At 65.2% G+C, this 25,579-nt stretch carries 28 protein-coding genes and 1 riboswitch; of the genes, 20 read left to right on the top strand and 8 right to left on the bottom strand.

All coding sequences use genetic code 11. The annotated features are described in order from the left end of the window. Together BFL28_RS07715 and BFL28_RS07710 are read right to left on the bottom strand one after the other, a co-directional pair. On the bottom strand, positions 1 to 248 hold a 248-nt coding region (locus BFL28_RS07715; RefSeq protein WP_173655703.1), incomplete at its 3' end, for an adenosylhomocysteinase. Between the two features lie 125 nt (positions 249 to 373). Continuing rightward, positions 374 to 934: a YqgE/AlgH family protein gene (locus tag BFL28_RS07710; protein WP_069320001.1), complete on the bottom strand. Its 561-nt coding sequence runs from the start codon at positions 932 to 934 to the stop codon at positions 374 to 376. Positions 935 to 1,043: 109 nt separating this feature from the next. Here BFL28_RS07710 and BFL28_RS07705 point away from each other — a divergent pair, with 109 nt between their 5' ends. The 5 genes from BFL28_RS07705 (at position 1,044) to BFL28_RS07685 (ending at position 5,192) form a co-directional block, all read left to right on the top strand. After that, positions 1,044 to 1,523: a peroxiredoxin gene (locus tag BFL28_RS07705; protein WP_069320000.1), complete on the top strand. Its 480-nt coding sequence runs from the start codon at positions 1,044 to 1,046 to the stop codon at positions 1,521 to 1,523. A gap of 92 nt (positions 1,524 to 1,615) precedes the next feature. After that, positions 1,616 to 1,861 (top strand): hypothetical protein, encoded by a 246-nt coding sequence (locus tag BFL28_RS07700; protein WP_069320010.1) that lies wholly within the window; start codon positions 1,616 to 1,618, stop codon positions 1,859 to 1,861. A 93-nt stretch (positions 1,862 to 1,954) separates the two neighbouring features. Continuing rightward, entirely contained in the window at positions 1,955 to 3,406 is a 1,452-nt protein-coding gene (locus BFL28_RS07695) for an AMP nucleosidase (protein WP_069319999.1), read from the top strand. Positions 3,407 to 3,455: 49 nt separating this feature from the next. Next, positions 3,456 to 4,433: a methyltransferase gene (locus BFL28_RS07690; RefSeq protein WP_069319998.1), complete on the top strand. Its 978-nt coding sequence runs from the start codon at positions 3,456 to 3,458 to the stop codon at positions 4,431 to 4,433. Positions 4,434 to 4,505: 72 nt separating this feature from the next. Then, the gene (locus BFL28_RS07685; RefSeq protein WP_069319997.1) at positions 4,506 to 5,192 is read left to right on the top strand and encodes a hypothetical protein; all 687 of its coding nucleotides are present in this window, start codon (positions 4,506 to 4,508) and stop codon (positions 5,190 to 5,192) included. Between the two features lie 75 nt (positions 5,193 to 5,267). Here BFL28_RS07685 and BFL28_RS07680 read toward each other — a convergent pair whose 3' ends face one another. Next, positions 5,268 to 7,109, bottom strand: coding sequence for a M2 family metallopeptidase (locus tag BFL28_RS07680; protein WP_069319996.1), 1,842 nt, complete (start codon positions 7,107 to 7,109; stop codon positions 5,268 to 5,270). 61 nt (positions 7,110 to 7,170) lie between these two features. Continuing rightward, positions 7,171 to 7,923 (bottom strand): alpha/beta fold hydrolase, encoded by a 753-nt coding sequence (locus BFL28_RS07675; RefSeq protein ID WP_069319995.1) that lies wholly within the window; start codon positions 7,921 to 7,923, stop codon positions 7,171 to 7,173. A gap of 126 nt (positions 7,924 to 8,049) precedes the next feature. Between BFL28_RS07675 and BFL28_RS07670 the strand changes: the two genes are divergently transcribed. The 3 genes from BFL28_RS07670 to BFL28_RS07660 are packed head-to-tail and all read left to right on the top strand — an operon-like array spanning position 8,050 to position 11,132. Further along, positions 8,050 to 8,493: a MarR family winged helix-turn-helix transcriptional regulator gene (locus BFL28_RS07670; RefSeq protein WP_069320009.1), complete on the top strand. Its 444-nt coding sequence runs from the start codon at positions 8,050 to 8,052 to the stop codon at positions 8,491 to 8,493. Next, on the top strand, positions 8,486 to 9,544 hold the full coding sequence (locus BFL28_RS07665; protein WP_069319994.1) for an HlyD family secretion protein: 1,059 nt from the start codon (positions 8,486 to 8,488) through the stop codon (positions 9,542 to 9,544). The genes BFL28_RS07670 and BFL28_RS07665 overlap by 8 nt, the downstream gene beginning before the upstream one ends. Position 9,545: 1 nt before the next feature. Beyond that, positions 9,546 to 11,132 (top strand): DHA2 family efflux MFS transporter permease subunit, encoded by a 1,587-nt coding sequence (locus BFL28_RS07660; protein ID WP_069319993.1) that lies wholly within the window; start codon positions 9,546 to 9,548, stop codon positions 11,130 to 11,132. A 21-nt stretch (positions 11,133 to 11,153) separates the two neighbouring features. Here the strand turns inward: BFL28_RS07660 and BFL28_RS07655 are convergent, their stop codons facing one another. Then, complete coding sequence (locus BFL28_RS07655; protein WP_069319992.1) at positions 11,154 to 12,179, bottom strand: aspartate-semialdehyde dehydrogenase; 1,026 nt, start codon at positions 12,177 to 12,179, stop codon at positions 11,154 to 11,156. A 326-nt stretch (positions 12,180 to 12,505) separates the two neighbouring features. Here BFL28_RS07655 and BFL28_RS07650 point away from each other — a divergent pair, with 326 nt between their 5' ends. The 7 genes from BFL28_RS07650 (at position 12,506) to BFL28_RS07620 (ending at position 18,825) form a co-directional block, all read left to right on the top strand. Next, complete coding sequence (locus tag BFL28_RS07650; RefSeq protein WP_069319991.1) at positions 12,506 to 13,492, top strand: alpha/beta hydrolase; 987 nt, start codon at positions 12,506 to 12,508, stop codon at positions 13,490 to 13,492. Further along, positions 13,489 to 13,977 carry an RNA pyrophosphohydrolase gene (locus BFL28_RS07645; protein WP_069319990.1) on the top strand — a complete coding sequence of 163 codons (489 nt, stop codon included), beginning with the start codon at positions 13,489 to 13,491 and terminating at the stop codon, positions 13,975 to 13,977. Before BFL28_RS07650 ends, BFL28_RS07645 begins: the two co-directional genes overlap by 4 nt. Before the next feature lie 45 nt (positions 13,978 to 14,022). Next, positions 14,023 to 15,018, top strand: a complete 996-nt coding sequence (locus BFL28_RS07640) for a DUF481 domain-containing protein (protein WP_069319989.1) — start codon at positions 14,023 to 14,025, stop codon at positions 15,016 to 15,018. 71 nt (positions 15,019 to 15,089) lie between these two features. Then, positions 15,090 to 16,295, top strand: a complete 1,206-nt coding sequence (locus BFL28_RS07635; RefSeq protein ID WP_069319988.1) for a hydrolase — start codon at positions 15,090 to 15,092, stop codon at positions 16,293 to 16,295. After that, positions 16,292 to 17,302 carry an arginine N-succinyltransferase gene (locus BFL28_RS07630; protein ID WP_069319987.1) on the top strand — a complete coding sequence of 337 codons (1,011 nt, stop codon included), beginning with the start codon at positions 16,292 to 16,294 and terminating at the stop codon, positions 17,300 to 17,302. The genes BFL28_RS07635 and BFL28_RS07630 overlap by 4 nt, the downstream gene beginning before the upstream one ends. Then, a complete protein-coding gene (locus BFL28_RS07625) occupies positions 17,289 to 18,545 on the top strand; it encodes an N-succinylarginine dihydrolase (protein ID WP_069319986.1) in 1,257 nt (418 codons plus the stop codon). The genes BFL28_RS07630 and BFL28_RS07625 overlap by 14 nt, the downstream gene beginning before the upstream one ends. A 64-nt stretch (positions 18,546 to 18,609) precedes the next feature. Continuing rightward, positions 18,610 to 18,825 (top strand): hypothetical protein, encoded by a 216-nt coding sequence (locus tag BFL28_RS07620; RefSeq protein ID WP_069319985.1) that lies wholly within the window; start codon positions 18,610 to 18,612, stop codon positions 18,823 to 18,825. 19 nt (positions 18,826 to 18,844) lie between these two features. On the opposite strand, the gene BFL28_RS07615 is transcribed toward BFL28_RS07620, so the two are convergent. Then, entirely contained in the window at positions 18,845 to 19,246 is a 402-nt protein-coding gene (locus BFL28_RS07615) for a hypothetical protein (protein WP_069319984.1), read from the bottom strand. A 367-nt stretch (positions 19,247 to 19,613) separates the two neighbouring features. Between BFL28_RS07615 and BFL28_RS07610 the strand changes: the two genes are divergently transcribed. Beyond that, positions 19,614 to 20,978 (top strand): class II 3-deoxy-7-phosphoheptulonate synthase, encoded by a 1,365-nt coding sequence (locus tag BFL28_RS07610; RefSeq protein WP_173655705.1) that lies wholly within the window; start codon positions 19,614 to 19,616, stop codon positions 20,976 to 20,978. Between the two features lie 90 nt (positions 20,979 to 21,068). Here BFL28_RS07610 and BFL28_RS07605 read toward each other — a convergent pair whose 3' ends face one another. Next, complete coding sequence (locus BFL28_RS07605) at positions 21,069 to 21,932, bottom strand: ROK family protein (RefSeq protein WP_069319982.1); 864 nt, start codon at positions 21,930 to 21,932, stop codon at positions 21,069 to 21,071. Between the two features lie 9 nt (positions 21,933 to 21,941). Beyond that, positions 21,942 to 22,511 carry a TMEM165/GDT1 family protein gene (locus BFL28_RS07600; RefSeq protein ID WP_069319981.1) on the bottom strand — a complete coding sequence of 190 codons (570 nt, stop codon included), beginning with the start codon at positions 22,509 to 22,511 and terminating at the stop codon, positions 21,942 to 21,944. Positions 22,512 to 22,527: 16 nt separating this feature from the next. Continuing rightward, positions 22,528 to 22,720: riboswitch (yybP-ykoY riboswitch) on the bottom strand. Between the two features lie 30 nt (positions 22,721 to 22,750). On the opposite strand from BFL28_RS07600, the gene BFL28_RS07595 reads away from it, so the two are divergent. The 4 genes from BFL28_RS07595 (at position 22,751) to BFL28_RS07580 (ending at position 25,501) form a co-directional block, all read left to right on the top strand. Beyond that, positions 22,751 to 23,512, top strand: a complete 762-nt coding sequence (locus tag BFL28_RS07595) for a class II aldolase/adducin family protein (RefSeq protein WP_069319980.1) — start codon at positions 22,751 to 22,753, stop codon at positions 23,510 to 23,512. A gap of 58 nt (positions 23,513 to 23,570) precedes the next feature. Then, the gene (locus BFL28_RS07590; RefSeq protein WP_069319979.1) at positions 23,571 to 24,026 is read left to right on the top strand and encodes a MaoC family dehydratase; all 456 of its coding nucleotides are present in this window, start codon (positions 23,571 to 23,573) and stop codon (positions 24,024 to 24,026) included. Continuing rightward, entirely contained in the window at positions 24,023 to 24,526 is a 504-nt protein-coding gene (locus tag BFL28_RS07585; RefSeq protein ID WP_069319978.1) for a (2Fe-2S)-binding protein, read from the top strand. The genes BFL28_RS07590 and BFL28_RS07585 overlap by 4 nt, the downstream gene beginning before the upstream one ends. Positions 24,527 to 24,631: 105 nt before the next feature. After that, the gene (locus tag BFL28_RS07580) at positions 24,632 to 25,501 is read left to right on the top strand and encodes an RcnB family protein (RefSeq protein ID WP_069319977.1); all 870 of its coding nucleotides are present in this window, start codon (positions 24,632 to 24,634) and stop codon (positions 25,499 to 25,501) included. Positions 25,502 to 25,579: the final 78 nt, after the last annotated feature.

The following is a 25,579-nucleotide window of genomic DNA, read 5'->3' as shown; positions in this document are numbered from 1 at the left end:
TTGCACGTCGCCCAGCGCAGCTCGGCGCCAAGCTCCTTGAGCGTCTCGATCAACACCGCGGTCTGGATCGTCATGTGCAGCGAACCGGTAATGCGCGCACCCTTCAGCGGCTTGGACGCCCCGAACTCCTCGCGCAGCGCCATCAGGCCCGGCATCTCCGTCTCCGCAATCTCAATCTCCTTGCGCCCAAATGCAGCAAGGCTGAGGTCCTTGACGACGTAATCGGTCTTTTCGAGCACGGTGGCCACGACATGATCTCCGGATATGAATCGACGCGCCGGCACTGCCCGCGCAATGCCGCGCCGTTAGCGGATCGAAGGCAGCCGCGCAATCCGAACATAAAGATGTCTTTATATGACGTGCCGCTTGCGCTTCAGGCCGTACCGCCGCCCACGCCCAACAACCGCGCATCGATGCCGACCGCCTTGAAGCCGCGCTCCCAACGCAGATCGACATCGGTATCGTAGATGATCGCCGGATCTCCCGGCACGTTGAGCCAACCGTGGCGGGTCAGTTCCTCATCAAGCTGATCCTCACCCCAGCCGGCATAGCCGAGCGCGACGAGCCATCGCGACGGCCCCACGCCTTCGGCGATCGCACGCAGCACGTCGATCGACCCCGACAGCGCCCATTTCCCGGCAACGTCCACGGTATCCTGCCCGCCCCAGTCGGTCGAGTGCAGGACGAAACCGCGCCGAGGCTCGACCGGGCCGCCAAAATGCACCGGCACATCGGGCACACCACTTGGATCAAGCTCGAATTGTGCGAGCAACTCGTGAAAGCCCAGGCCCGCGATCGTGGCGCCCACGCCGATACCCATCGCGCCTTGGGTATCGTGCGCGCAGATGGCGATCACGGCTCTTTCAAAACGGGGATCACCGATCCCAGGCATGGCCAGCAGAATTTGCCCCGTCAGATACACACTCGGTTCCATCGCGCAGCAAAACGGCCGGACACCCAATCGGCTCCACCCCGCTTGAAAAAGCGCCTAACCCTGCCAGATGTGTCGACGACCGCGCGTGGCGGACCAACAGGAGACGAGCATGACCATTCAAGTCGGCGACCGCATTCCCAGCACCACCTTCGTCAAGCCCTCCGAAAACGGCCCGGAGCAGGTCAGTTCGGACGAATATTTCGCGGGCCGCAAGGTGGCGTTGTTCTCTGTGCCAGGTGCGTTCACGCCGACCTGCTCGGCACGGCACCTGCCCGGCTTCGTCGAGAAGGCGGCGGAGCTGAAGGCGAAGGGCGTGGACGAAATCGCCTGCACTGCAGTCAACGACGCCTTCGTGCTCAGCGCCTGGAGCAAGAGCGCGGACGCGGGCGAAATCACCATGCTTTCGGACGGCAATGGCGAGTTTGCCAAGGCGGTCGGCCTTGAAATGGACGGCAGCAAGTTCGGCATGGGCACGCGCGGACAGCGCTTTTCGATGCTGGTCAACGACGGTGTCGTCGAGCAACTGAACGTCGAGGCTCCGGGCGAGTTCAAGGTCAGCTCGGCCGAGCATCTGCTCGACACCATCTGATCATCCGACATTTCTCGCCGCTTGCCGGTTCCGCGTTGCGCAGGAACCGGCAAGCGGTGAAGCTGTTGTCACCCGAGCAAGGGAGACACATGATGACCGAAGAGACCAACACCACCCAGAACAGCGCTGCGAACGACGCGACCTTGGTCGATCGCGCCAAGGAAGCGCTCAGCGGCGCGGGCGAGGCTATCCGCGATGCCTATGACGGCGTTGTCGATGCGGCCAAAGAAAATCCGAAGACCGCAGCCGTGATCGCGGCTGGCGCGGCGGCAGCCGTTGCCGGCGCGGCGTTCGGCGCGACCAAGCTGCGCAACAAGGATGGCAGCGAGCAGGCGTGAGCCGCAAGGCGCGCGGGTCAGCGCCCGCGCGCCGTCACGCCACTGAAATGCGCCGGACTTGTCAGCGTCATGCCGCCGCATTAGCAGTGGAAGATGACAACCGCAGAACAAATCGTCGCCGAACTCGATCGGCTCTACAATGAATCAGTCGCGCGTCTTCAGGATGCGCTTACCCAGTATCTGACGCAGGGGGTCGCGCCGGATCCGGCACGGCGCAAGGACGGCAGCTTCGCCTACCCCGAGATCCGCGTCGTCTATCGCAACGAAATCGATCGCCCGACCCCGGCTCGCTCGTTCGGCAGGCTCGTCACCCCCGGCGACTATTCGATCAGCGTGACCAAGCCGGCGATGTTTGCCAGCTACCTCATCGAACAGCTGACGCTGCTGATCGAAGACTATGATGTCGAGGTCAGCGCCGTCTCGGGGCGCCAGGAAATCCCGTTCCCCTATGTGCTCGACCCCGGCCACGCGCTGCGGCTCGACGAGGTTTCGGCACTCGAACTCGCGCGGCATTTCCCCGCGACCGAACTGGCCCATATCGGAGACGAGATCGCCGACGGCACCTGGATCAGCCTCGACGGCACGCGCCCGCTTGCTCTTTTCGACGGACTCCGCACCGACTTCAGCCTCGCGCGTCTGCGCCACTATACCGGCACCCCGTCCGAACACACCCAGCAGTTCATCCTGTTCACCAACTATCATCGCTATGTCGATGAATTCGTTCGATGGTCGTGCGCGCAGTTGGGGCAGAATGAGCGTGGCGAGCCTAGCCGCTTTACCGGCGTCTCCGGCCCGGGCGGCATCGTCATCCGCGCCGGCGACGATCCCGAAACGTTGCTTACGGACGGCGCATGGCGGCGGCACCAGATGCCCGCCTGGCACCTGATGGCCGAGGATGGCACCGGCATCACCCTCGTCAACATCGGCGTCGGTCCGGCCAACGCAAAGACCATCACCGACCATCTCGCCGTGCTGCGGCCGGAGGCATGGATGATGATCGGCCATTGCGGCGGACTGCGCCCCAGCCAGCGGATCGGCGACTATGTCCTTGCTCACGCCTATTTGCGGGACGATCATGTGCTGGACGACGTGCTGCCGCCGGAAATCCCGGTCCCGGCCATTGCCGAGGTCCAGCAGGCTCTTGCCCGCGCCGCTGAAACCGTATCGGGGCAGCAAGGCGAGGAGTTGAAGCGCCGCCTGCGCACCGGCACGATCGTCACCACCGACGACCGCAACTGGGAGCTGCGCTTCTCACGCTCGGCGCTGCGTTTCTCGTTGAGCCGTGCCGTCGGCGTCGACATGGAAAGCGCGACGCTTGCCGCGCAGGGTTATCGTTTCCGCGTCCCCTATGGCACATTGCTCTGCGTTTCGGACAAGCCGCTGCACGGGGAGCTCAAGCTGCCTGGCCAAGCCAACCGCTTCTACGAACGCGCGATCGCCGAGCATCTGAAGATCGGGATCGAGGCGTGCGAGGAGCTTCGCCGCGAAGGCGCCAAGCTGCATAGCCGCAAGCTACGCGCGTTCAACGAGCCGCCCTTCCGCTGATCGGCACCTGCCATCGCAACCCGTTGTCGCGGCGCGCGTTTCCAGCTGGATGACCACGCTTGAAGCGCCCGCCGCCGCTTGCCCTCCCCGCCTGCCGGCGCAGGACGATGCCTTGGCCGAACTGCTCGACGTGCTGGCGGCGCGGCACTACGCGTTCGTCACGGTCACGCCCGCTTCCCACGCGCACGTGCTGGCGCGGGCGCCGGGTCGCCGGGCCAATGATCTGCGCGACATTCTCGGCTGGAGTCTGCCCTTCGCACCCGAGCTGGTCGACCCGGCAATCCTGAAGCTGCTGCTCGCGGCCGACGCACTGGACACCTGTGGCGACGGCACCTTTCGCGCCCGCTATCGCGTCTCCAGCCTGGACGGCACGTTGTTTCTCCACGCGGCCTATCCGACGAGCGACAAGGACGCGGTTTTCTTCGGTCCGGACAGTTATCGCTTCGCCGATCTCATCCGCCGCGAACTTCCCGCGCTGGCCCGGCCCGACGCGCAGGTGGTCGATATCGGCGCGGGTGCGGGCGTGGGCGGCATCGTCACGGCGCGGCTTCGCCCCGACGTGCAGGTGACGCTATCCGACATCAACCCCGCGGCACTTCGCCTTGCCGGCATCAACGCCCGCCACGCCGGTGTGAGCGCAGCTTTGGCGGAAGGTTCGAACCTGGACCCCGTCCGCGGCAGGATCGACGTCGCGCTGGCCAATCCGCCCTATATCATGGATGCAGACGGCCGCGATTATCGCGACGGGGGCGACATGCATGGCGCTCGAGCCGCCTATGACATGGCCACTGCGGCGCTGTCGCGGCTTGCACCCGGCGGCGCCTTCCTTCTTTATACCGGCAGCCCCATCATCGACGGCCAGGACCGTTTGCACGAAGCGTTGCGGCAGCTCGCCGGGGAACATGGCGCGACGCTGCGCTATCGCGAGCTTGATCCGGATGTCTTCGGGGAAGAGCTTGCCAATCCGGCCTATGTCGAGGTTGATCGCATCGCAGCCGTTGGCGCGGTGCTGACGATGCCGGCCTAGCGGGTTTTCGTTGACGCGGGAAACCGAATGCGGCCAGGTTGGTTACAGCCACGAAACTACCGGAGTATCGTGATGGCCAAGGCCCCCATCAAGCCTACAAGCAAGTCGAGCGACGCCGCCACGCCTGAGGACGCCACCACGCCGGCAGCAATCACAGCGAGCAAGCCTTCAAGCAAGCCCGGCTCATCCGCTGCTACCAAAGCGAAGGCCAAGCCTGGCCGCAAGCCGAAGGCGAGCGCACCGGCGGATACTTCTGCCAACGACGCGCCGACCAAGCCGGGTCCGGCTTCGACTTCCCCTACCAAAGCCAAGCGGTCGGCCAAGCCGAAGTCAGGTACGACGGCTGCAAGCGCGACCGGCGCCACACCGGCTCAGGCCACGATCAAGCCCGCCGCGGATGGCCCCCCACCCCCGCCTCGCCGCACGGCGGCCGCCCGCAAGAGCACGACAAGCAGCACCGGCAAGCCCGCATCGTCGCGCAAGCCAGCAGCGGGCCGGGCACGCGCCGCTGCGACGACGACAGGCTCCAAGGTTTCGGATACGGCAAAGGCGGCCAAGCAAAGCGTCGCGGACTCCGCCGCAGCGCAGTTCGTCGCCGAAAAGCGCGAGCAGATGGGCGACCGCAACTTCTTCGCTTCGGTTATCGGCGGGGTTGCCGCGATCGGTGCCGCGGTGGCCGGTGTGTTCTTCGCACTCCAGCGGGGCGAAGGCAGTCCGGCCGACAAGCCCGATGGCAAGGACAAGACGCCAGGCGCCTGAGCGCTGTGCAAAGCTTGTAAAAAGGGGACGTGGCGATCGCCCGCCGCGGCCCCTTTCATGTCACCTGCGCACGGCTCACCAGCCGGTCGGCTTGCCCTTGTTCTGCTCGTCCAGCCACGCTTTGAGCGGCGCGAAATACTCGACCATCGCCGCGCCCGACATTTCGCGGCTGCCGGTGAAGGCTTCCAGCGCGTCCGGCCACGGCTTGGACGCGCCCATCTTCAGCATCGCATCCAGCTTCGCGCCGACTTCCTTGTTGCCGTAAAAGGAACAGCGGTGCAGCGGCCCCTTCCACCCGGCCTGGTCGCACGCCGCCTTGTAGAATTGGAACTGCAGCAATCGCGCCAGGAAGTAACGGGTATAGGGCACGTTCGCCGGAATATGATATTTCGCGCCAGGATCGAACTTCGTCTCGTCTCGCTTCACCGGCGGAGTCACCCCCTGATATTGCAGGCGCAGCGCGTCCCATGCGCCCTGATACCCTTCCGGCTTGATCCCGCCCGAAAATACGCCCCAGCGCCATTTGTCGATCAGCAGCCCGAACGGCAGGAACGCGACCTTGTCCATCGCTTGCCGCAGCAGCAGCCCGGTGTCCTTGTCCGCGCTCGGCACCTTGTTCTGGTCGAGCAGGCCGATCGACACGAGGTAATCCGGCGTGATCGACAGCGCGACGAAATCGCCGATCGCTTCGTGGAAGCCATCGTTTGCGCCAGTGCGGTACAGCAGCGGCTGCTGGTTGTATGCGCGCTGATAATAGTTGTGGCCCAGCTCGTGATGGATGGTGACGAAATCGTCGCCATTCACCTTGATGCACATCTTGATGCGCAGGTCGTCGACATTGTCGAGGTTCCATGCCGATGCATGGCACTGCACTTCGCGATCCGCCGGCTTCAGGAACAGCGAGCGCTTCCAGAACGTCTCCGGCATCGGTGCGAAGCCCAGCGATGAATAGAAGCCCTCGCCCGCCTTCACCATCTTGATTGCATCGTAATTCTTGGCGGTCAGCAGATCGCCGACGTCATAGCCGACGTCGCCAGCGCCCTTGGCCGCGACGACATCATAGATGTTGCCCCATTCCTGCGCCCACATGTTGCCGAGCAGGTCGGCACGGATCGGGCCGGTCTTGGGTTGCACCGTGTCGCCATATTTCTCGTTAAGCTTCCACCGCACATACGTGTGGAGCGACTCGTACAGCGGCTTTACCTCAAGCCACAATTTGTCGGTCAGCTTTGCGAATTCCTCGGGCGACATGTCGTAGTTGGACCGCCACATCGCGCCGACGTCCTTGAACCCCAGTTCGCGCGCGCCTTCATTCAGCAGACCTGCGGCGCGCTGATAATCGGCACGCTGCGGCGCCCCGACATTGTCGTGCCAGCTGGTCCACATCTCCTGCAACTCGGCCGGGTTGCGGTTGGTGCCCATCGCCGCCTCAATGTCGCTGCCGTTGATCGGCTGCCCCTTCAGCGTGCCCTTGCCCGTGCCGTAGACGGTCTGCATGTCGGTCTGCAGCTTCGACAGCGTAGCCGCCGCACCCGCACGCGTCGGTGCCGGCGAAGTGATACCACTCCGCAGGATGTCGAGCTGCCGGCGCGTATCCGGCGACAGACCCTTCACCTTATCGTACTTCGCCGCCTCCAGCGCGAAGCGGACGGCCATCTCGGTGCCCTCGGACTGGCTCTTCGCGACGAGCGCGGATGTGTCGTCGTTGATATAGGTGGCGTACAGCCACTGGATCCGTGCGTCGTCGATCGAGAAGGCGGCGGCCTCTTCGGTCGCGCGCTTGACGAACGCATCCGCTGCGGCCGGCGTCGCGGCGCTCGTTGTCGTCGGCTGTGGCGGCGCTTTTCGCTCCTGCGCGACGGCGGAACCGGCCAGCGTGAGCGCCAGTGCAATGGTCGAAATACCCGTGCGAAGCATCAAACCCTCGAATGTCTCAAAGCCATGGATGACCGCAGACTGCGCCTGCGCCCCGAAGCGGTCAAGCAGTCAGAAATGATACGATCACTTCGCCCAGTTCGGGCCGCGTGACCGCGCTCATGTGATTTCCAGGAATCTCGACGAACCGCCCTTGCGGCAGCATCTTCGCCAATTCTGCAAAGGATCCCACCTCGTCGTCGCTCTCCCCGCCCACGACCAGCACCGGCAAGTCGATTGCGGCGACCGCCTCGGCCGGCGTATCGACGAAAGTATCGAGAATGCCGAGCAGCGCGACCGGATCGCCCTTGGTCGTCTTCAGGAAAGCCTGGGACATGAATTCCGGATCGCCATGCTTGAAGCTGCCGAAGTTGGTCAGCACCCGGCGGAAAAAGCCCGCGCGGCGGCCGGTATCGGTCACCCCTTCGTCGCCCAAGCCGGACAGCACGACCCGCCGTGGGCGCGGCGCGATGCCACGCGCCAGCACCCGCACCGTCGTACGCGCGCCCAGCGAATAGCCCCCGAGATCATAGTCGCTCAGACCAAGATGCGCGATCAGCGCCTCGGCATCCATCGCCAGCGCATCGGGCGGATAGGCAACTGCATCGTGCGGTCGCGCGCTTGATCCATGCGCCCTCAGATCGGGCATGATCACCCGGAACCCGGCCGCGACCAGCCGCGCCGCAGTGCCGTATTTGACCCAATTGACCTCGGCATCGGAGAAATAGCCGTGGATCAGCAGCACCGGTCGCCCGTCGCCAATCTCGCGCCATGACAGTTCCGCGTCGTCGAACCCTGCATATCGATTTATTTTCATCGCCGCTGAATGCCGCACGCGGGGCGACATTGAAAGCCGGGCGGGTTGCGTTTGGCGCACGGCATGCGACCAGAAACACAACTGGTAAGCATGGACATATATAAGCATGCTTACTATATTGCCGCGATGAACGAGCCTATCGGTTTCCTGATCAATGATGTGGCGCGCCTGCTCCGCCGCGAGTTCGACGCACGCGCGCGTCGCGTCGGCGTGACGCGCGCGCAATGGCATACGCTGACCATCCTCTCGCGGAACGAGGGCTGTAATCAGGGCGCGCTTGCCGAAATTATGGAGGTTGAGCCGATCACCATCGGCCGGATGATCGATCGGCTGGAAGAGGCCGGGTTGGTCGAGCGCCGCCGCGATCCTGCGGATCGCCGCGCCTGGCGCATCCATCTTGCGCAAGGTGCGCAGCCGTTGCTCGCTCAGCTGCGCGGCATCGGCTCCGGACTGACTGCAGACGCCCTCGCCGGGATGGACGGGAGCGAGCGCGAAGCGCTTGCCGCCAGCCTGTCCCGCATCCGCAACAATCTTACGTCCGACGAAAGCAAAGAGGCCGCAAATGGCTGACGCAGATCCCAAGTTCGACACGGCGGAGGCCATCGAAGTCGCGCCCGACCCCCGTGCCCGTCGCTGGCTCCGGCCGCTGCTGATGTTCGGCGTGCCGCTGCTGCTGATCGCGCTCGCCGGATACTGGTGGTCGACCTCAGGCGGATCGGTCTCGACCGACAACGCCTATGTCCAGCAGGACAAGGTCGGCGTCGCCAGCGATGTCGCCGGGCGTATCGTGGAAGTCGCAGTCAGGGAGAACCAGTCGGTCAAGGCTGGCGACGTGCTGTTCCGCATCGATCCCGAACCCTTCCGCATCGCACTCGATCAAGCCAATGCCGCCATTGCCAGCGCGCAGGTCCAGGTAACGACGCTTCAGGCCAGCTATGCCGGCACCGGCGCGGATATCCAGGCGGCGCGCGACACGATCGCATCGGCGCAAGAGGATTATGCCCGACAGGCGGCATTGATGCAGCGCGGCTTCACCACGCGCGCGCGCTTCGACCAGTCGAAACATGCCCTGGAGCAGGCGCGTGCGAGCTATCAACGGGCAGTCGCCGACGCGGCAGAGGCTCGATCGAAGCTTTCGACCGGCGCGGCGGTGCCCGGCGTCAACCCCGCGATCGCCGCTGCGCGCGCGCAGCGGGAAAAGGCGCTGCTCGACCTGTCGCGGACGACGCGGCGCGCGCCGGTCGATGGCGTGATCAGCCAGTCCGACCGGCTGCAAGTCGGCCAGATGATGATGTCCGGCTTGCCCGCCGTTACCATCGTGCGCTCGGGCGGATCGTGGGTCGAGGCGAACTTCAAGGAAACCGATCTCAACAAGATGCGGGTCGGGCAGCCGGCAGAGATCAGCTTCGACGCCTATCCGGGCCTAAAGCTGAAGGGCCATGTCGCGTCGATCGGTGCAGGGACCGGCAGCGAGTTCTCGGTCCTCCCCGCGCAGAACGCAAACGGCAACTGGGTAAAGGTGACTCAGCGCGTGCCGGTCCGCGTCGCGATCGATGAAAAAAGCCCGCGCCAGTTGATCGCCGGCCTGTCGGCCGACGTGAAGGTCATCACCGGCAAGTAACATGGCGACCGCTGCCGCACCCGACCAGGCCGGTTCGCCGCCCGCGCCGCCCCCAGCGACGGGCGCGGCGCTGCCGGTACGTAACAAGGGGCTGCTGACGTTCGGCGTCATGCTGGCGACGATCATGCAGATCCTCGACACGACCATCGCCAACGTGGCGCTGCCGCACATGCAGACCGCGCTCGGTGCGACGGCCGACACCATCACCTGGGTGCTGACCAGCTATATCGTCGCGTCGGCCATCGCCATCCCGATTACCGGCTGGATTTCGGACCGGATCGGTTCGCGCAACCTGTTCCTCCTTTCGATTGTCGGCTTCATCATTGCCTCGGCCCTGTGCGGCGCGGCACAGAACCTTGAGGAAATGGTCGCCTTCCGCGTGCTTCAGGGCATTGCGGCGGCGTTCATGAACCCGCTCAGCCAGACGGTGATGCTCGACATCAACGCGCCGAAGGACCAGCAGCGCGCGATGGCCGTGTGGGGCATGGGCATCATGGTCGGCCCGATCCTCGGCCCCGTGCTCGGCGGCTATCTGACCGACAATTTCGATTGGCGCTGGGTTTTCTACGTCAACCTGCCGCTCGGCGTGATCTGTCTCGTGATCCTGTGGTTCCTGCTGCCCAGCCGCCCGATCCGCAAGCGCAGCTTCGACGTGTTCGGCTTTTCGCTGCTCGCCATCGGTATCGGCGCGCTTCAGTTGATGCTCGACCGTGGGCAGGGTGAAGACTGGTTCACCTCGGCCGAAATCTGGATCGAGACGCTGGTTGCCCTGATCGCACTGTGGATGTTCGCAGTTCATATGGCGACGGGCCGGAACCCGATGTTCGAACGCGGCCTGTGGAAGAACCGTAACCTCGTCACCGCGCTCGGCTTTATGCAGGTCGTCGGTGTCGTGATGATGGCCACGATGGCGCTGCTGCCGCCCATGCTGCAGAGCCTGTTCGGTTATTCGGTGATCGACACCGGGTTGCTGCTGGTGCCGCGTGGCGTCGGCGTGTTGCTCACGATGGGTCTCTCGGCGCGGCTGGTGGCAAAGGGCGTCGATCCGCGCCTGCTGGTCGGAGCCGGCTTCGCGCTCGCGGCCTGGTCGCTTTACGACATGACGCAGTGGACGCTGGTGATGAACAGCCAGCCGTTCATCATCTCGGGCTTCGTTCAGGGGCTCGGAATGGGGCTCATCTTCATGCCTTTGAACGGCATGGCCTTTGCCACCCTGCCCGCGCATCAACGAACCGAGGGCGCGAGCCTGCTCAACCTTTCACGCAGCATCGGGGCATCGATCGGCATCTCGGCGGTCACGACCGTGCTGGCGCGAAGCACGCAGACCAGTCACGCCGACCTGGCGCAGAATGTCACGGCCGAGCGGCTGCAGACGCTGGACCCGGGATTGCTCGCCAATCTGGGCGGCCAGACCGATGCGATCCTCGCCATGGCCAACGCCGAAGTCACACGGCAGGCAGCGATGATCGCATATCTAAACGACTTCAAGGCGATGATGATCGTCACCGTCCTTGCGATCCCGCTGGTGCTGTTCCTCAAGAAGCCAAAAGGTCCGGTCGCGAACGACCCGGCGGCTGCAGGGCACTGACCCCGCCGCCGCGCGGCTTGCTCACGCCTTCTTCAGGTGCCGTCGGCCGAGCAGTTCGGCGATCTGCACTGCGTTCAGCGCCGCGCCCTTGCGCAGATTGTCGCTCACGCACCAGAACGCCAGGCCATTGTCGACCGTGGCGTCGTCGCGCACGCGGCTGACGAACGTCGCATAATCGCCGACGCATTCCACCGGCGTGACATACCCCCCGTCCTCGCGCTTATCGACCAGCATGACGCCGGGTGCCTCGCGCAGGATCTTCTGTGCGTCCTCGGCCGACAATTCGTCCTGCAGTTCGACGTTCACCGATTCCGAATGGCCGACGAAAACCGGCACACGCACGCACGTGGCGATCACCTTGACTTTGGGGTCCAGGATCTTCTTGGTCTCGACCACCATCTTCCACTCTTCCTTGGTCGAACCATCGTCCAGGAAGCTGTCGATGTGCGGGATCACGTTGAACGCGATCTGCTTGGTGAACTTCTTGGGTTCAGCCCGATCGCCCACGAAGATGTTGCGCGATTGCTCGAACAGCTCGTCCATTCCCTCCTTGCCCGCGCCGGAAACCGACTGATAGGTCGAGACGACGACGCGCTTCACCGTCGCGGCGTCGTGCAGCGGCTTCAATGCGACGACCATCTGCGCGGTCGAGCAGTTGGGGTTCGCGATGATGTTCTTGGCGGTGTAGCCGTCGATCGCGTCCGGGTTCACTTCCGGCACGATCAGCGGCACGTCCGGGTCCATGCGATAGAGCGACGAATTGTCGATCACGACGCAGCCGGCGGCAGCGAAGCGCGGCGCATGCACCTTCGTCGCGTCCGATCCGATCGCGAACAGCGCCATGTCCCAGCCGGTCGGATCGAAATGCTCGATGTTCTGGACCTTGTACTGCTTACCGGTCTCGCCGAAATCGACCATGTCGCCAGTCGAGCGCGAGGATGCGACGACCGCCAGCTCGTCGATCGGAAACTCCCGCTCGGCCAGGATGTTCAGCATTTCGCGACCGACATTGCCGGTGGCACCTGCGACGACGACACGGTAACCCATGGATCAGGCCCTTTCGAATGACACGGCCGCGCGGCGACGGCCGGCGGCGATTTAGCGATGATTGCGTGGAATATTAAGCGGGCGATCGCCCTGATCGATGCTTTTAGGCGGATACCCGGTCCCGCACGACGCGCAATTCAGCGGGTCGCGGTCCGGGTGGTGATAATGGCCGGTTTTCGAAGCATGCCGCGCCGCCTAGCAGCTTCGTTGCGCGCCGCACAGCGAAAAACTTCTTTCGTTACGGCCAAGCTCAGGTTCGCCTGCCCGGTGGACGCCACTTCGAAACCTCGCCTACATGAAGGCGATAGCCGTATGGAGACGATGCCTTGACCGACCCCTTCGTCCGCCCCGACGTGCGCGCCTTGCTCGACATGATCGCCGCCATGCCTCAGCCCGAGTGGCCGCCCCAGCCCGCAGCCTATCGGGCGCAATATAGCGCGATGAAGGACCTGGTCGATCTGCCGGTCGGCGAGCTCGGCGATGTGCGCGATCTGGAGCTACCCGGCCCGGCCGGCCCGTTGTGCGCCCGACTGTTCGATGCGCGCGCCAGCCGGGAGCCAGGCCCGGCCGTCATGTTCTTCCACGGCGGCGGCTTCGTGATCGGCGATATCGAGACGCATGCCAGCATCGCGGCCGAAATGGCGCGACAGCTCGACCTGCCTGTAATCTCGATCGATTACCGCTTGTCGCCCGAACATAAATGGCCCGCGGCGTCCGACGATTGCGAAGCTGCGATACGCTGGGTGGCCGCCAACCCGCCCGAACTTGGGCGCAAGGTCACATCGCTCGCGCTTGCCGGCGACAGCGCGGGCGGTCAGCTGGCTGCAGTTGCCACGATCGACCTGCGGGACGCGCCCGCTGCGGTGCCGGTGATTGCGCAACTGCTCATCTATCCGGCTGTCGACCTCGGCACCGACTATCCCTCGCTCAAGCAGTTTGCCGAAGGGCATGTGCTGACCGAGCGGGCCATGGCGTGGTTCGCCGAATGCTTCGGTGCCGATACCGCGCACCCGCGCTGCTCACCCATGCGCGCGGCATCGCTGGCCAACCTGCCGCCGGCGGTGATCGTCACGGCCAGCCTCGATCCGATCCGCGATCAGGGCCGCGCCTATGCCGGCGCGCTGATCGCCGCCGGCGTGCCGGTCGTCTTTCGCGAGGCTCAGGGCAACATTCACGGCTTCATCACGCTGCGTAAAGGCATCCCCTCCAGCCAGGGCGACGTTGCCGGCATGCTGGCCGCTTTCAAGGACGTGCTGGTCGAGGCGGAAGCCAACCGCGTCATGGCGCAGGCAGCGGCCGGAGCGAACGCATGAGCCAATACGCTCACCTGCCCTATCGCCCCTGTGCCGGCGTCATGTTGCTCAATGCGCAGGGTCAGGTCTTTGTCGGCCAGCGGCTCGATAACGTGCTGGAAGCGTGGCAGATGCCACAGGGCGGCATCGATCCCGGCGAAGACCCGCTCGACGCCGCCTATCGCGAGCTGTGGGAGGAAACCGGCGTGCGGCGCGAGCATGTCGAGTTGATCGCGCAGGCGCCGGACGAGCTGGAATATGATCTGCCCGACGATCTGGTCGGCAAGGTGTGGAAAGGCAAATGGCGCGGCCAGCGTCAACGCTGGTTCCTGTTCCGCCTCACCGCGGGTGACGAGGCGATCGACATTGCCACCGCCGAGCCGGAGTTCCGTGCCTGGCGATGGATCGCCCCCGCCGAGCTGCCGAACGTGATCGTGCCGTTCAAGCGCGAGCTCTACGCAAAGCTGCTGGCGATCTTTGCGGGGCCGCTCGGCATCGACCAGTAAGACAGCTTCTCGATTTTGCCGCATTGCACGGTTAACGGGTTCACCATGCGACAGACGATGCTCCTCCTCGCCGCGCCGCTGCTTGCCGTTATCCCCGCGCAGGCCGACACGCTCCCCCAGATCGCGATCGCGCCGATCCCGCTGGTCGAGCCCGTTCCCCAGGAGGAGGTGCCGCCAGCACTTCCACCGCCGCCACCGCCTTCGGTGGAAAAATCGATCGAAGTGCGAGCCATGCTCGACGCGGCAATGAAGGCGGGCGACGAAGGCGCGGTGAATGCCATCGTCAAATATGCCAAGGCGGCCGACAAGGAGCGCGCCGCCGATTTCGAAAGTGCGGCGAAGGCATGGAAGCAGGCGCGCAAGCAGGAGGCTGAACGCCGCATCCGCGAGGCGCGCTTCCTCGACCTGGTCAAGGGTCGGGCCGAATTCGGCGGCTATGTCAGCACCGGCAATACCGAGAATATCGGGCTTACCGGCGTCGTCGATCTGAAGCGCGAAGGGCTGGATTGGCGCCACAAGCTGCGCGTTCATGCCGATTATCAGGAGAGCCTCGGCGTCACGACGCGCGAGCGCTACCTCGCCGCCTACGAACCCAATCTGAAGATCGACGACCGCGCTTATGTCTATGGCGCGGCGCTGTTCGAGAGCGACCGGTTCGCCGGCTTCGATGCACGCGCCTCGGTTTCCGCAGGGGCCGGCTATACCGCGATCAAGACCGCCGCGCTGAAGATCGATGTCGAACTGGGTCCGGCGTTCCGCCACACCGTCTTCACCGATGCGCCGACTGAAAGCCAGTTGGCCGCGCGCGGCAAGCTGGACATCGACTGGAAGCTCTCGCGCGGCATCACGTTAAGCCAGGACGCCTCGGCCTATGTGCAGCAGGCGAACAGCACGATTACCGGCAAGACCGCGTTGCGCGCGCGGCTGTTCGGGCCGCTCTCTGCGCAGATGTCCTATGCCGTGAACTATGAAAGCGCACCGCCCGAGCGGCGCAAGACCACCGATACGATCAGCCGGGCCTCGCTCCTGATCGACTTCTAGTCCGTATCATCTGTTACTTTTATCGGTCGAGGGGGTTCACCAGCGCCGTTTCGCCCGATACACCTTGCTGTATGGGGCTTAGCGCAACCGAACTCGCTGCCGTCGAACATGTCCGTGCGGCACCGATGCTGGATCAGGTCGAACGTTGGGTCGCGATCAACAGCGGCACGCGCAACCTGGGCGGACTGGCGACGATGGCGGGCCTGCTCGCCGACGCCTTTTCAACCCTGCCCGGCGACCTCGCGCTGGTCGATGCTGCACCGGTGGATGCAGTCGACGGACAGGGACAGGTTCAGCCGATTGCGCACGGTCAACATCTCCACTTGTGCGTCCGGCCGGATGCGCCGGTACGAATGCTGTTCACCGGCCACATGGACACCGTCTTTGCAGCCGATCACCCGTTTCAGGCCGCGACATGGCTGCCCGATGGCACGCTGAACGCGCCCGGCGCCGCCGACATGAAGGGGGGGATCGCGGTCATGCTCGCCGCCTTGCAGGCGGTCGAGGCGAGCCCCGCGGCGGCGACGTTCGGCTACGACGTGATCTTGAACAGCGACGAGGAAACCGGCTCGCTGTCCTCAGCCTCGCTGATCGCGCAGGCTGCATGCGGCAAGGTCGCGGCGCTGACCTACGAACCGGCACTGCCCGACGGTACGCTGGCTGGCGCACGAGGCGGCACGGGAAATTTCTCGATCACCGTGCATGGCCGCAGCGCCCATGCCGGGCGCAATCCGCAGGACGGCCGGAACGCAATTGTCGCTGCAGCCGATCTCGCGGTGCGATTGGCGGCGGCAAAGAGCGACGGGCTGGCGGTCAACCCCGCGCGGATCGACGGCGGCGGACCGAACAATGTCGTGCCCGACCGCGCCGTGCTGCGCGTCAATTTCCGCCCCGCCTCGCCCGATGCGATTATCCGCGCACTGGCCGCGCTCGACGCTGCGGTCGCGCAAGTTCAGGCCGAACATGACGTCCGCATCCACGTCCATGGCAGCTTCAACCGCCCACCAAAGCCGCTCGACCCGGCGGCCGAACGGCTGTTCGGCCTAGTCAAGCAAGCCGGTGCCGACCTCGACCTGGCAATCGCATGGCGCACGACTGGCGGCGTGTGCGACGGCAACAATATCGCGGCCTGCGGCGTCCCGGTGGTCGACACGATGGGCGTTCGCGGCGGCGCGATCCACAGCGCCGACGAATTTCTGATTCCCGAGAGCCTCGCCGAACGCGCGGCGCTGTCGGCCCTCACCATCCTTCGCATCGCCGAACGGGGCACCCTATGACCTTTATCATCCGTCCCGCCCGCGAAGAGGATCTTCAGCCGCTGTACGAGATGGCCAAGCTGACCGGCGGCGGCTTCACCAACCTGCCACCGGAGAAGCCAGCGCTGAAAGCGAAGATCGAACGCAGCGCGCAAGCCTTTGCTCGGACCGATGACAGCCTCACCGACGAGCTGTTCGTGCTGGTGCTCGAGAATACAGAGACGGGAGAAGTTCGCGGCACCTGCCAGATTTTCACCCAGGTCGGGCAACGCTGGCCGTTCTACAGCTATCGCATCGGGACCGTTACCAAGCACAGCGAGGCGCTGGGCCGCACCTTTCGCGCCGAGATCCTGAGCCTCGTCAACGATCTGGAAGGCGCGACCGAAGTCGGCGGCCTGTTCCTCCATCCGGGCGAGCGCGCCGGCGGCCTCGGCCTCCTGCTCGCGCGCAGTCGTTACCTTTTCATCGCCATGCACCGCGCTCGCTTTGCCGACCGTATCCTCGCCGAACTGCGCGGGGTAATCGACGAAGCGGGCGGTTCGCCCTTCTGGGACGGGGTGGCCGGACGCTTCTTCGGCATGAACTTCCAGCAGGCGGACGAATTCAACGCAATCCACGGCAACCAGTTCATCGCCGACCTGATGCCCAAGCATCCGATCTACACCGCGATGTTGAGCGAAACGGCACGCGCAGTCGTCGGTCTGCCCCACCCCTCTGGCCGTGCGGCGATGCGCATGCTCGAGCATGAGGGGTTCGCGTTCGAGAATTACATCGACATTTTCGATGGCGGCCCGACGATGACCGCGCGCACCGATCAAGTACTGACCGTTCGCGGATCGCGTACCGACCGGGTGACAACCATCGCGGACGGCGGCGAGCCCGTCATCGTCGCCTGCGGCCGCCTTGCCGACTTCCGCGCCTGCCATGCGCGGCTGGGATCGGGCGACGAGGGCGTGTCGATCGACCGCAGGTCAGCCGCGGCGCTCGACATCGAACCGGGGGCTGAGATCCGTCATGCCCCGCGTTGAGATCAATTTCGACGGGCTGATCGGACCAAGCCATAATTATGCGGGGCTCAGCCCCGGCAATCTGGCGGCAACGCGCAACAGCGGGGCAGTTTCCGCGCCGCGTGCCGCCGCGCTGCAGGGTATTGCCAAGATGCGGGCGAACCTCGCACTCGGACTTACGCAGGGCATCCTGTTGCCGCACCCGCGACCCGACCATCGTTGGCTCGACAGCCTGGCGACCAGTTATGCCGACGCACCGCCGCATCTTCAGGCGCAGGCGCTTTCCGCGTCAGCGATGTGGGCCGCCAACGCCGCCACCGTCTCCCCTGCGCCCGACACAGTGGATGGGCGCTGCCACCTCACCGTCGCCAACCTCGTCACCATGCCGCATCGCAGCCATGAATGGCCGCACACGCTGGCCCAGCTTAAGCTGGCCTTCGCCCATGATGCCTTCCGGGTGCACGGCCCCGTGCCGGCACCATTCGGCGACGAGGGCGCGGCCAATCACATGCGGCTCGCGCCCGATCACGGTGCGCCAGGCGTCGAGATATTCGTCTATGGCGTGAGCGGCGGCCCCTTCCCCGCTCGCCAGCATCGTCAGGCAAGCGAAACGGTCGCGCGCCGCCATGGGCTTGATCCCGCGCGCACCTTGTTCGTCCAACAGTCCGAAGGGGCGATCGCGGCCGGCGCCTTTCACAACGATGTCGTTGCGGTCGCAAACGGCTGTATCCTGTTCGCGCACGAACAGGCCTTCGCCGACAAGGACCGCTTCTATGCCGAGTTGCGGCAGGCGATGCCGCAGGTCGAGATCGTCGAAGTGCCGGCTGCGCAAGTCAGCCTTGCCGACGCGATCCGCTCCTACTTGTTCAACGCCCAGCTGGTCACGCTGCCCACTGGCGAAAGCGCGCTGATCCTTCCGACCGAAGCGCGCGAGACGCCGGCGGTATGGCGCTGGCTGGAATCGCATGTCGCCGGCAACGGCCCGATCCGAAAGCTGGAACTGGTCGATGTGCGGGAATCGATGGCCAATGGCGGGGGGCCTGCATGCTTGCGCCTGCGCGTGGTTGCCGACCCCGCGACAATCGATCCGCGCTTTCTGGTCGATGCAACTCGGCTGGATCGCATCGCGTCGATCGTAACCGAATATTGGCCAGAGCGAATTGCACAGACGGACATCGCTGACGCGGCGCTGCTGGGGCGGATCGGCCTGGCGCGCGCGGCGCTGCTGGAGGCGCTCGAACTTGTCGAGTTAATTGACAGGTAACCATGATCCTCGACGAAAACTGGCGGATTTCCGGCGCTGGCCCGGGTCTTGCGTTAACATTTTCATGCTCGACCGTCTGAAGCGACTCTTCACGATCAAGACCAAGTTCGAGGCATTCATGGTGATCTACGCGCTCGGCGTGGGCGCCGTGGAGCGCGGTGTGCGCTATCTCGAGCAATATCCAGGCATCGGCGGCTGGCTGCTCTTTGCCGCCTGCTCGGCCGCGGTGTTCATGGCCGGCGGCCGCATCATCGATTCCATCGACGCCGGCCTCGACTAGCAGTCAAGACGCCAGTCGCTCAGGGAACGAGCGCGTCCTTGTCCTTCTGCGCCTTCTTTTCGGCAGCCCAGCGCTGGATCATCTGCACGGTGCATCCGCTCTGTCCGAAGGCGCCCACCGGGGTGCAACTGCCCGGCACGCCGACGCGGTTGACCTCGTCGACCAGTTCGGCCCGACGCACCCAACTGGTGCTCGCCGGCGTAACTGGCCGCTCGCGCAAATTTTTGGGAATCCGATAGGGCGAGTCGCCGCCATTGGCGCAGACTACGATCTCGTCGGCGTTCTGCGGCTTGGGGCATTGCTCGTCGCCATACAGCAACACGCTGCGCACCCGCTGCGGCGTACCCGATGGCGCGCCCGCCTCCTGCGCCAGCACCGGCGCGCTGGTCGTCAAGATGGCAAGCATGGCTAGGCGGAACATGGCAACTCCTTCACCCGTCGGCATCGAACCGATCAAATGTAGGAACGATGAACAGCCGGCGAAAGCGATCGCCAATTACACGGCGCATTTACCCCGCCGGGATAAATAGGCTTGCGTACTTTACCCAGCACGGGTAACTGCCGCCGCCATGACGACGCTTGCTGGCTCCAAAATCCGCCGCTTTCGCGAAGAACGTGCGCTTTCCCGCGCGGCGTTCGGCGCCTGGTTCGACACGCCAGGTTCCACCGTTCAGGGGTGGGAGGAGGATGGCAAGCGCGCCAATCCCGCCGTCCTCAACCAGATCGCCGCCAACGGCATCGCGCATCATCAGGACTGGTATGTCCATGTCCGCAATCTGGAGCAAGGCATGGACTGGTCACCTGCAAGCTGGATGAACGCCACCGCCGTCCAGATGCCCGATTACCCCGATGCGAGTGCATTGACCGCTGCGACCGATACGCTTGCCAGCTTCCCCCCGCTGGTATTTGCCGGCGAAGCGCGTGCGCTGACGCAGGAACTCGCCAAGGTCGCCCGGGGCGAGGCGTTCCTGCTGCAGGGCGGCGACTGCGCCGAATCCTTCGCCGAACACAGCGCCAACAACATCCGCGATACCTTTCGCGTCATCCTGCAGATGGCGGTCGTCCTGACCTTCGCGTCGAAACTGCCGACGGTGAAGGTCGGGCGCATGGCCGGTCAGTTCGCAAAGCCGCGTTCGGCGGGAACCGAGACGATCGATGGCGTCGAGCTGCCCAGCTATCGCGGCGACATCATCAATGACATTGCGTTCACCGCAGAATCGCGCATCCCCGATCCACAGCGGATGCTGCGCGCCTATAGCCAGTCGGCCGCAACGCTGAACCTGCTGCGCGCCTTTGCCAGCGGCGGTTATGCGAACCTGCATCAGGTCCACAAATGGACGCTCGACTTCATGGGCAAGAGTCCGTGGGCGGACAAGTTCGCCGGCGTGGCCGACCGGATCGGCGAAGCGCTCGACTTCATGCAGGCGTGCGGCATCGACGCGGACAGCGTGCCGCAACTCAAGGCGACCGACTTCTACACCAGCCATGAAGCGCTGCTGCTGCCCTATGAGCAGGCTTTGACCCGGCAGGATTCGCTGACTGGCGACTGGTACGACACGAGCGCACACATGTTGTGGATCGGCGACCGCACGCGGTTCGAGGGATCGGCCCACGTCGAGTTCCTGCGCGGCATCGGCAACCCGATCGGCATGAAGTGCGGCCCCAGCCTCGAGCCCGACGCGATGCTGCGCCTGCTCGACACGCTGAACCCCACGCGCACGCCCGGCCGCATCACGCTGATCACCCGCTATGGCCATGACAAGATCGAGGACGGCCTGCCCAAGCTCGTCCGCGCCGCGAAGCGCGAAGGACATCCGGTGGTGTGGAGTTGCGACCCGATGCACGGGAACGTCGTCAAGGCGGCGAACGGCTACAAGACGCGGCCGTTCGACCGCATCTTGTCGGAAGTGCGCGGCTTCTTCGCCGTTCACCGTGCCGAGGGCACCCATGCCGGCGGCATCCATGCCGAAATGACCGGGCAGAACGTCACCGAATGCACCGGTGGCATGATCTCGGTGAGCGAGCATGACCTGGCCGATCGTTATCACACCCATTGCGATCCCCGGTTGAACGCGGGCCAGAGCCTGGAACTGGCCTTCCTGCTGGCGGAGATGCTGAACGAGGAGATGGCGGAGCGGCGCAAGGCGGCTTGAGGCCAAGTCCGTCATCCCGGCGAAAGCCGGGATTTCGGGCGAAAGCGGACGGAGCCGCACAAGACCCCGGCTTTCGTCGGGATGCGGTTATCAGGTCGCGCGACGTGCCAGGATCAGCGCGCCGTCCAGGCCGGCGTTCTCGAACATCGGTGCCGCCACGAAGCCCGGCTGACCGGCGGCATCGCCCACGCCATAGCCGCCCAGCGCTACACCCATCCGCGCCGCCGCCGCATCGCGCAGGCCCGGCACGCTCAACACCCCGCCGCCGGCGACGATGCGGTGCGGCGACCAGGCGAGCACGATCGTGGCGAACAGCTGACCGATATAATCGGCCATCGCGGCGAAATCGGCCGGAGAGTCCTCAAGCCTGCGCCCCTGCAAACGGGCCTGAACCCCCGGCCCCGCCGCCAGCCCCTCGACACAATTGGCGTGGAACGGGCATCCGCTCGGCGAGGTATCGCCGGGCAGGCGCAGCACGGGCACATGCCCCATCTCAGGATGCAGCGCGCCGGACAGTGTCCGCCCGGCAAGCGCGAGACCAGCCCCCACGCCGGTCCCCACGGTGACATAGGCGACGCTCGCAAAGCCCTTCCCTGCACCACGATCCTGCTCGGCCAGCGCAGCCAGGTTCACGTCCGTATCGACCGCCGCCGGCGCATTCAGGCGCTCGCTGAGCGCGGCGCGCAGGTTCGCGCCGGCCCAGCCCGGCTTGGGCGTCGCCAGCACCTCTCCATAATTGGCGGCGGCAGGATCGACGACAATCGGTCCGAACCCCGCGATGCCGATACCATCCACACGGTGCTCGCCGACAAGATCGGTGATCGCCGTCAGCGCCGCGTCCGGTGTCGTCGTCGGCCAGCGATCCTCCGCAATCACGCTCGCGCCATGCACCAGCCGCGCCAGCAGCTTGGTGCCGCCAGTTTCGATGCCAAGGTAACAGCGTTGCTCGCCCATCCCGCCAGCCTAGCGCCCCATCATCGTCTGCGCGAGCAGCCAGATGCCGATGGCAAGGAACAACAGCGCCGCTGCAAAGCGGACCTTGCTCAGCGGCACCCGCTTGATCAATTCGTTGCCCAGCAGCACCGCCGGCACATTGGCAAGCATCATGCCCAGCGTCGTGCCTGCGGTAACCCAGCCGACCTCTGCGAACCGGGCACCCAGCGCCACGGTTGCCACCTGAGTCTTGTCGCCCATTTCGACCAGGAAGAAGGCGATGCTGGTCGATAGGAATGCGCCGAACCGCGCCGGCTTGTCCTCAAGATCGGCGATCTTGTCAGGGATCAGCGTCCAGAACCCCATCGCGACAAACGAAGCCGCGATCAGATAACGGAACCACTTGCCTTCCAGCAGTGAGGCAACCTGCTGCCCCACCAGCGCCGCCAGGAAGTGATTGGCGAGCGTCGCGACCAGAATACCGAGTACGATGGGTCCCGGCCGCTTGAAACGCGTAGCGAGCAGGATGGCGAGCAACTGCGTCTTGTCGCCGATCTCGGCCAGCGCGACCACGGCGGTCGATGTTAGGAACGCTTCCACGAAAAGTCTCCGGGCCGGGCGACGATCGACTCAACGACACCACGCCCTCCCGCCCGGCCAGGAGCGGAAAGCATGGCGCCATTGGTCTCGCCCGAGCGGCTGTACACCGCTCCCTTCGCGCCATGGTCTCTCGACCAAGTATGTTGACGCAAAGGCCCGTCGCGATCGACGGCTGGCTACTCCCCAGATGACTGCGCCCCCCGTACATGCCATCATGCGGAAAAACAAGGAGAGGCCATATGGCGACTGCCGCCGCCGACAAACCGCAGATCAGCGAAGCCGAGTGGGAGGCGCGTCAGCAGCTCGCCGCCTGCTATCGCGTATTCGACATGCTCGGCTGGTCCGAGATGATCTACAACCACATCACGCTGAAGGTGCCGGGGGAGGATGGCGCGTTCCTGATCAACCCCTTCGGCCTGCACTTCAGCGAGGTGAAGGCGTCGAACCTCGTCAAGATCGACATCGACGGCAACAAGCTGGACGACAGCCCCTACCCCGTTAATCGCGCCGGCTTCGTCCAGCACGCGCTGTTCCACCGCCATTTGCCCGATGCGCATTGCATCATGCACACGCACACGACGGCGGGCATGGCGGTCAGCAGCGTGGAAGGCGGGCTGCGCCCCACCAACTTCTACGCCTGCAACTTCGCCGGTCAGATCGCCTATCACGATTTCGAGGGCGTGACGGTGCGCGACGAGGAGGGCGAACGGCTGCTCATGAACCTGGGCGACAAGCGCGTCATGCTGCTGCGCAACCACGGCATCCTGGTCATGGGACGCACGTTGCCCGAGGCGTTCATCAAGCACTGGTCGCTGCAGCGTGCCTGCGAGATCCAGGTGGCGACCGCCAGCATGGGCACGCCACTGCTCGTCGCCGATGAAGTCGTCGCGGTGCATCAGCGCGACCTGCACATGGCTCAGGTGCCGGGCGGCGCTGGCGCGGCGGACTTCGCCGCCATGGTGCGACTGGTGGATCGCACCGACCGCAGTTGGCGCGAGTGAAGGGGCTGACACGCGCCGTCCAGCCGTTATTGCACCCGGCATAGCGGGAGAACAGGCGATGGCCGGACGATATTTCGACGCGTGGCAGGTGGGCGATCGGATCGCTCACGACCTGCGACGGACGGTAACCGAGACGGACAATCTGCTGATCTCGACGCTGACGCACAATCCGCAACCGCTGCATCTCGATGCCGAGGCCGCCGGCGCCAGCGAATTCGGCCGCATCCTCGTCAATGGAACCTTCACCTTCGCGCTGCTGGTCGGCATCTCGGTCGGCGACACCACGCTCGGCACGCTGATCGCCAATCTCGGCTATGACGAAGTGCGCATGCCCAAGCCCGTCTTCATCGGCGACACGCTGCGCGCCGAGACGGAGGTGGTCGAACTGCGGCCATCCAGGTCGCGCCCGGGCCAAGGTATCGTCACGTTCCGCCACGTCATGTTCAACCAGCGTGACGAGATCGTCTGCACGATGCTGCGCAGTGCCTTGCTGCAATCCGCGCCGGCCGCATGACCCGGTTCACCGTCAACAACCAGCCGGTCGAATATCAGCTCGACCCCCGCACGCCGCTGCTCTGGGCATTGCGCGAAGCGTCCAATCTGACCGGAACCAAATATGGCTGCGGCAGCGGGGATTGCGGGGCGTGCACGGTCGACATTGACGGGGCAGCCGTGCGGTCCTGCCAGGTGAGCATCGGATCGATCGAGGGGACATTCGTCACGACGATCGAAGGGCTTTCGGCCAACAACGACCATCCCGTCCAGCGCGCCTTTCTGGCCGCGAATGTCGTGCAATGCGGCTACTGCATTCCAGGGATGGTCATGGCGGCGGCGGCATTGTTGCGCAGGAACCGCAACCCTTCGGAAGAGGACATCGCCGGCGCGATCACCAACCTGTGCCGCTGCGGAATCTATCCCCGCCTGGTCGAGGCGGTCGGGCGCGCCGCGCGAATGGCGCGGGGCGAGGACGATGGCGCTGACACGGACGCCGGACCTGCCGCCGCAACATCCTGAATCCTTTCGCAATGCTGTCAGCAGAGTTCAGAGATGGGTCAGCCGAATCGGTGCATTGACGGGATATTCTGAACGCCGGCGCTCTGCCGGGAGCGGAGGACAACGATGAAGAAGTTCATTCTGGGCGCACTGATCGGTGCGACCATCTTGAGCCCGGTGGCAGCGACTGCGCAGGAGCGTGGCCAATGGCGCGGGCGCGGCGGCGAAGCGCGTCCGGCTGACGGCCAGCGCCAGCAGCGGCAATGGGGCGGCGGCGAGCGCCAGCAGCGCCAGGCGGGCGGCGGCGAACGTCCACAGCGCCAGTACCAGGCGCCTCAGCCACAGACCCCGGCTGCGCCGCAGCAGCGTCAATGGGGCGGCGATCGCCAGCGGCAGTGGAACGGCGGCGACCGTCAGCAGCGCCAGTCCCGTGCGCCACAGCAGCAGGTCCCGCAGCAACAGGTCCAGCAGCCACAGCCGCGCCGCGACTGGAGCCAGCGGCAGGCCGATGGCGGGCAGCGTTATGACGGCCAGCCACGCGCCGGCGCACAGCGGCAGTATGATGGTCAGCGCCGCGATGACGGCCAGCGGCGCTACGATGGCCAGCGACGTTACGATGGACAGCGCCAGTATGACGGACAGCGGCGCTACAGCGGGCAACAACAATATCGTCGTGGCGACCGCGACTGGAGCCGCAACTGGCGCCAGGATCGCCGCTATAACTGGAACGGCTATCGTCAGGCCAACCGTCACATCTATCGCCTGCCGCGCTATTATGCGCCGTCGGGATGGAATTACGGCTATCGGCGTTTCTCGATCGGCCTGACCCTGGGATCGATGCTGTTTTCGTCCAATTACTGGATCAACGATCCCTTCTACTATCGCCTGCCGCCGGCTTATGGGCCGTATCGCTGGGTGCGCTATTACAACGACGCGCTGCTGGTCGATATCGACACGGGCGAGGTGATCGACGTCGAATACGATATCTTCTGGTAGGCATCCTCGATGTCACGCAAGGGAGGCCCGGCCGGCAACGGTCGGGCCTCTTTGCGTTCCGCGACGCTTGTATTTTGG

This window comes from Sphingomonas turrisvirgatae (assembly GCF_001721295.1).
GTDB classification, from domain to species: Bacteria; Pseudomonadota; Alphaproteobacteria; order Sphingomonadales; family Sphingomonadaceae; genus Sphingomonas; species Sphingomonas turrisvirgatae.
Note: the sequence above shows the minus strand (reverse complement) of the source record. Positions and strands in the feature narration are given on the sequence as shown.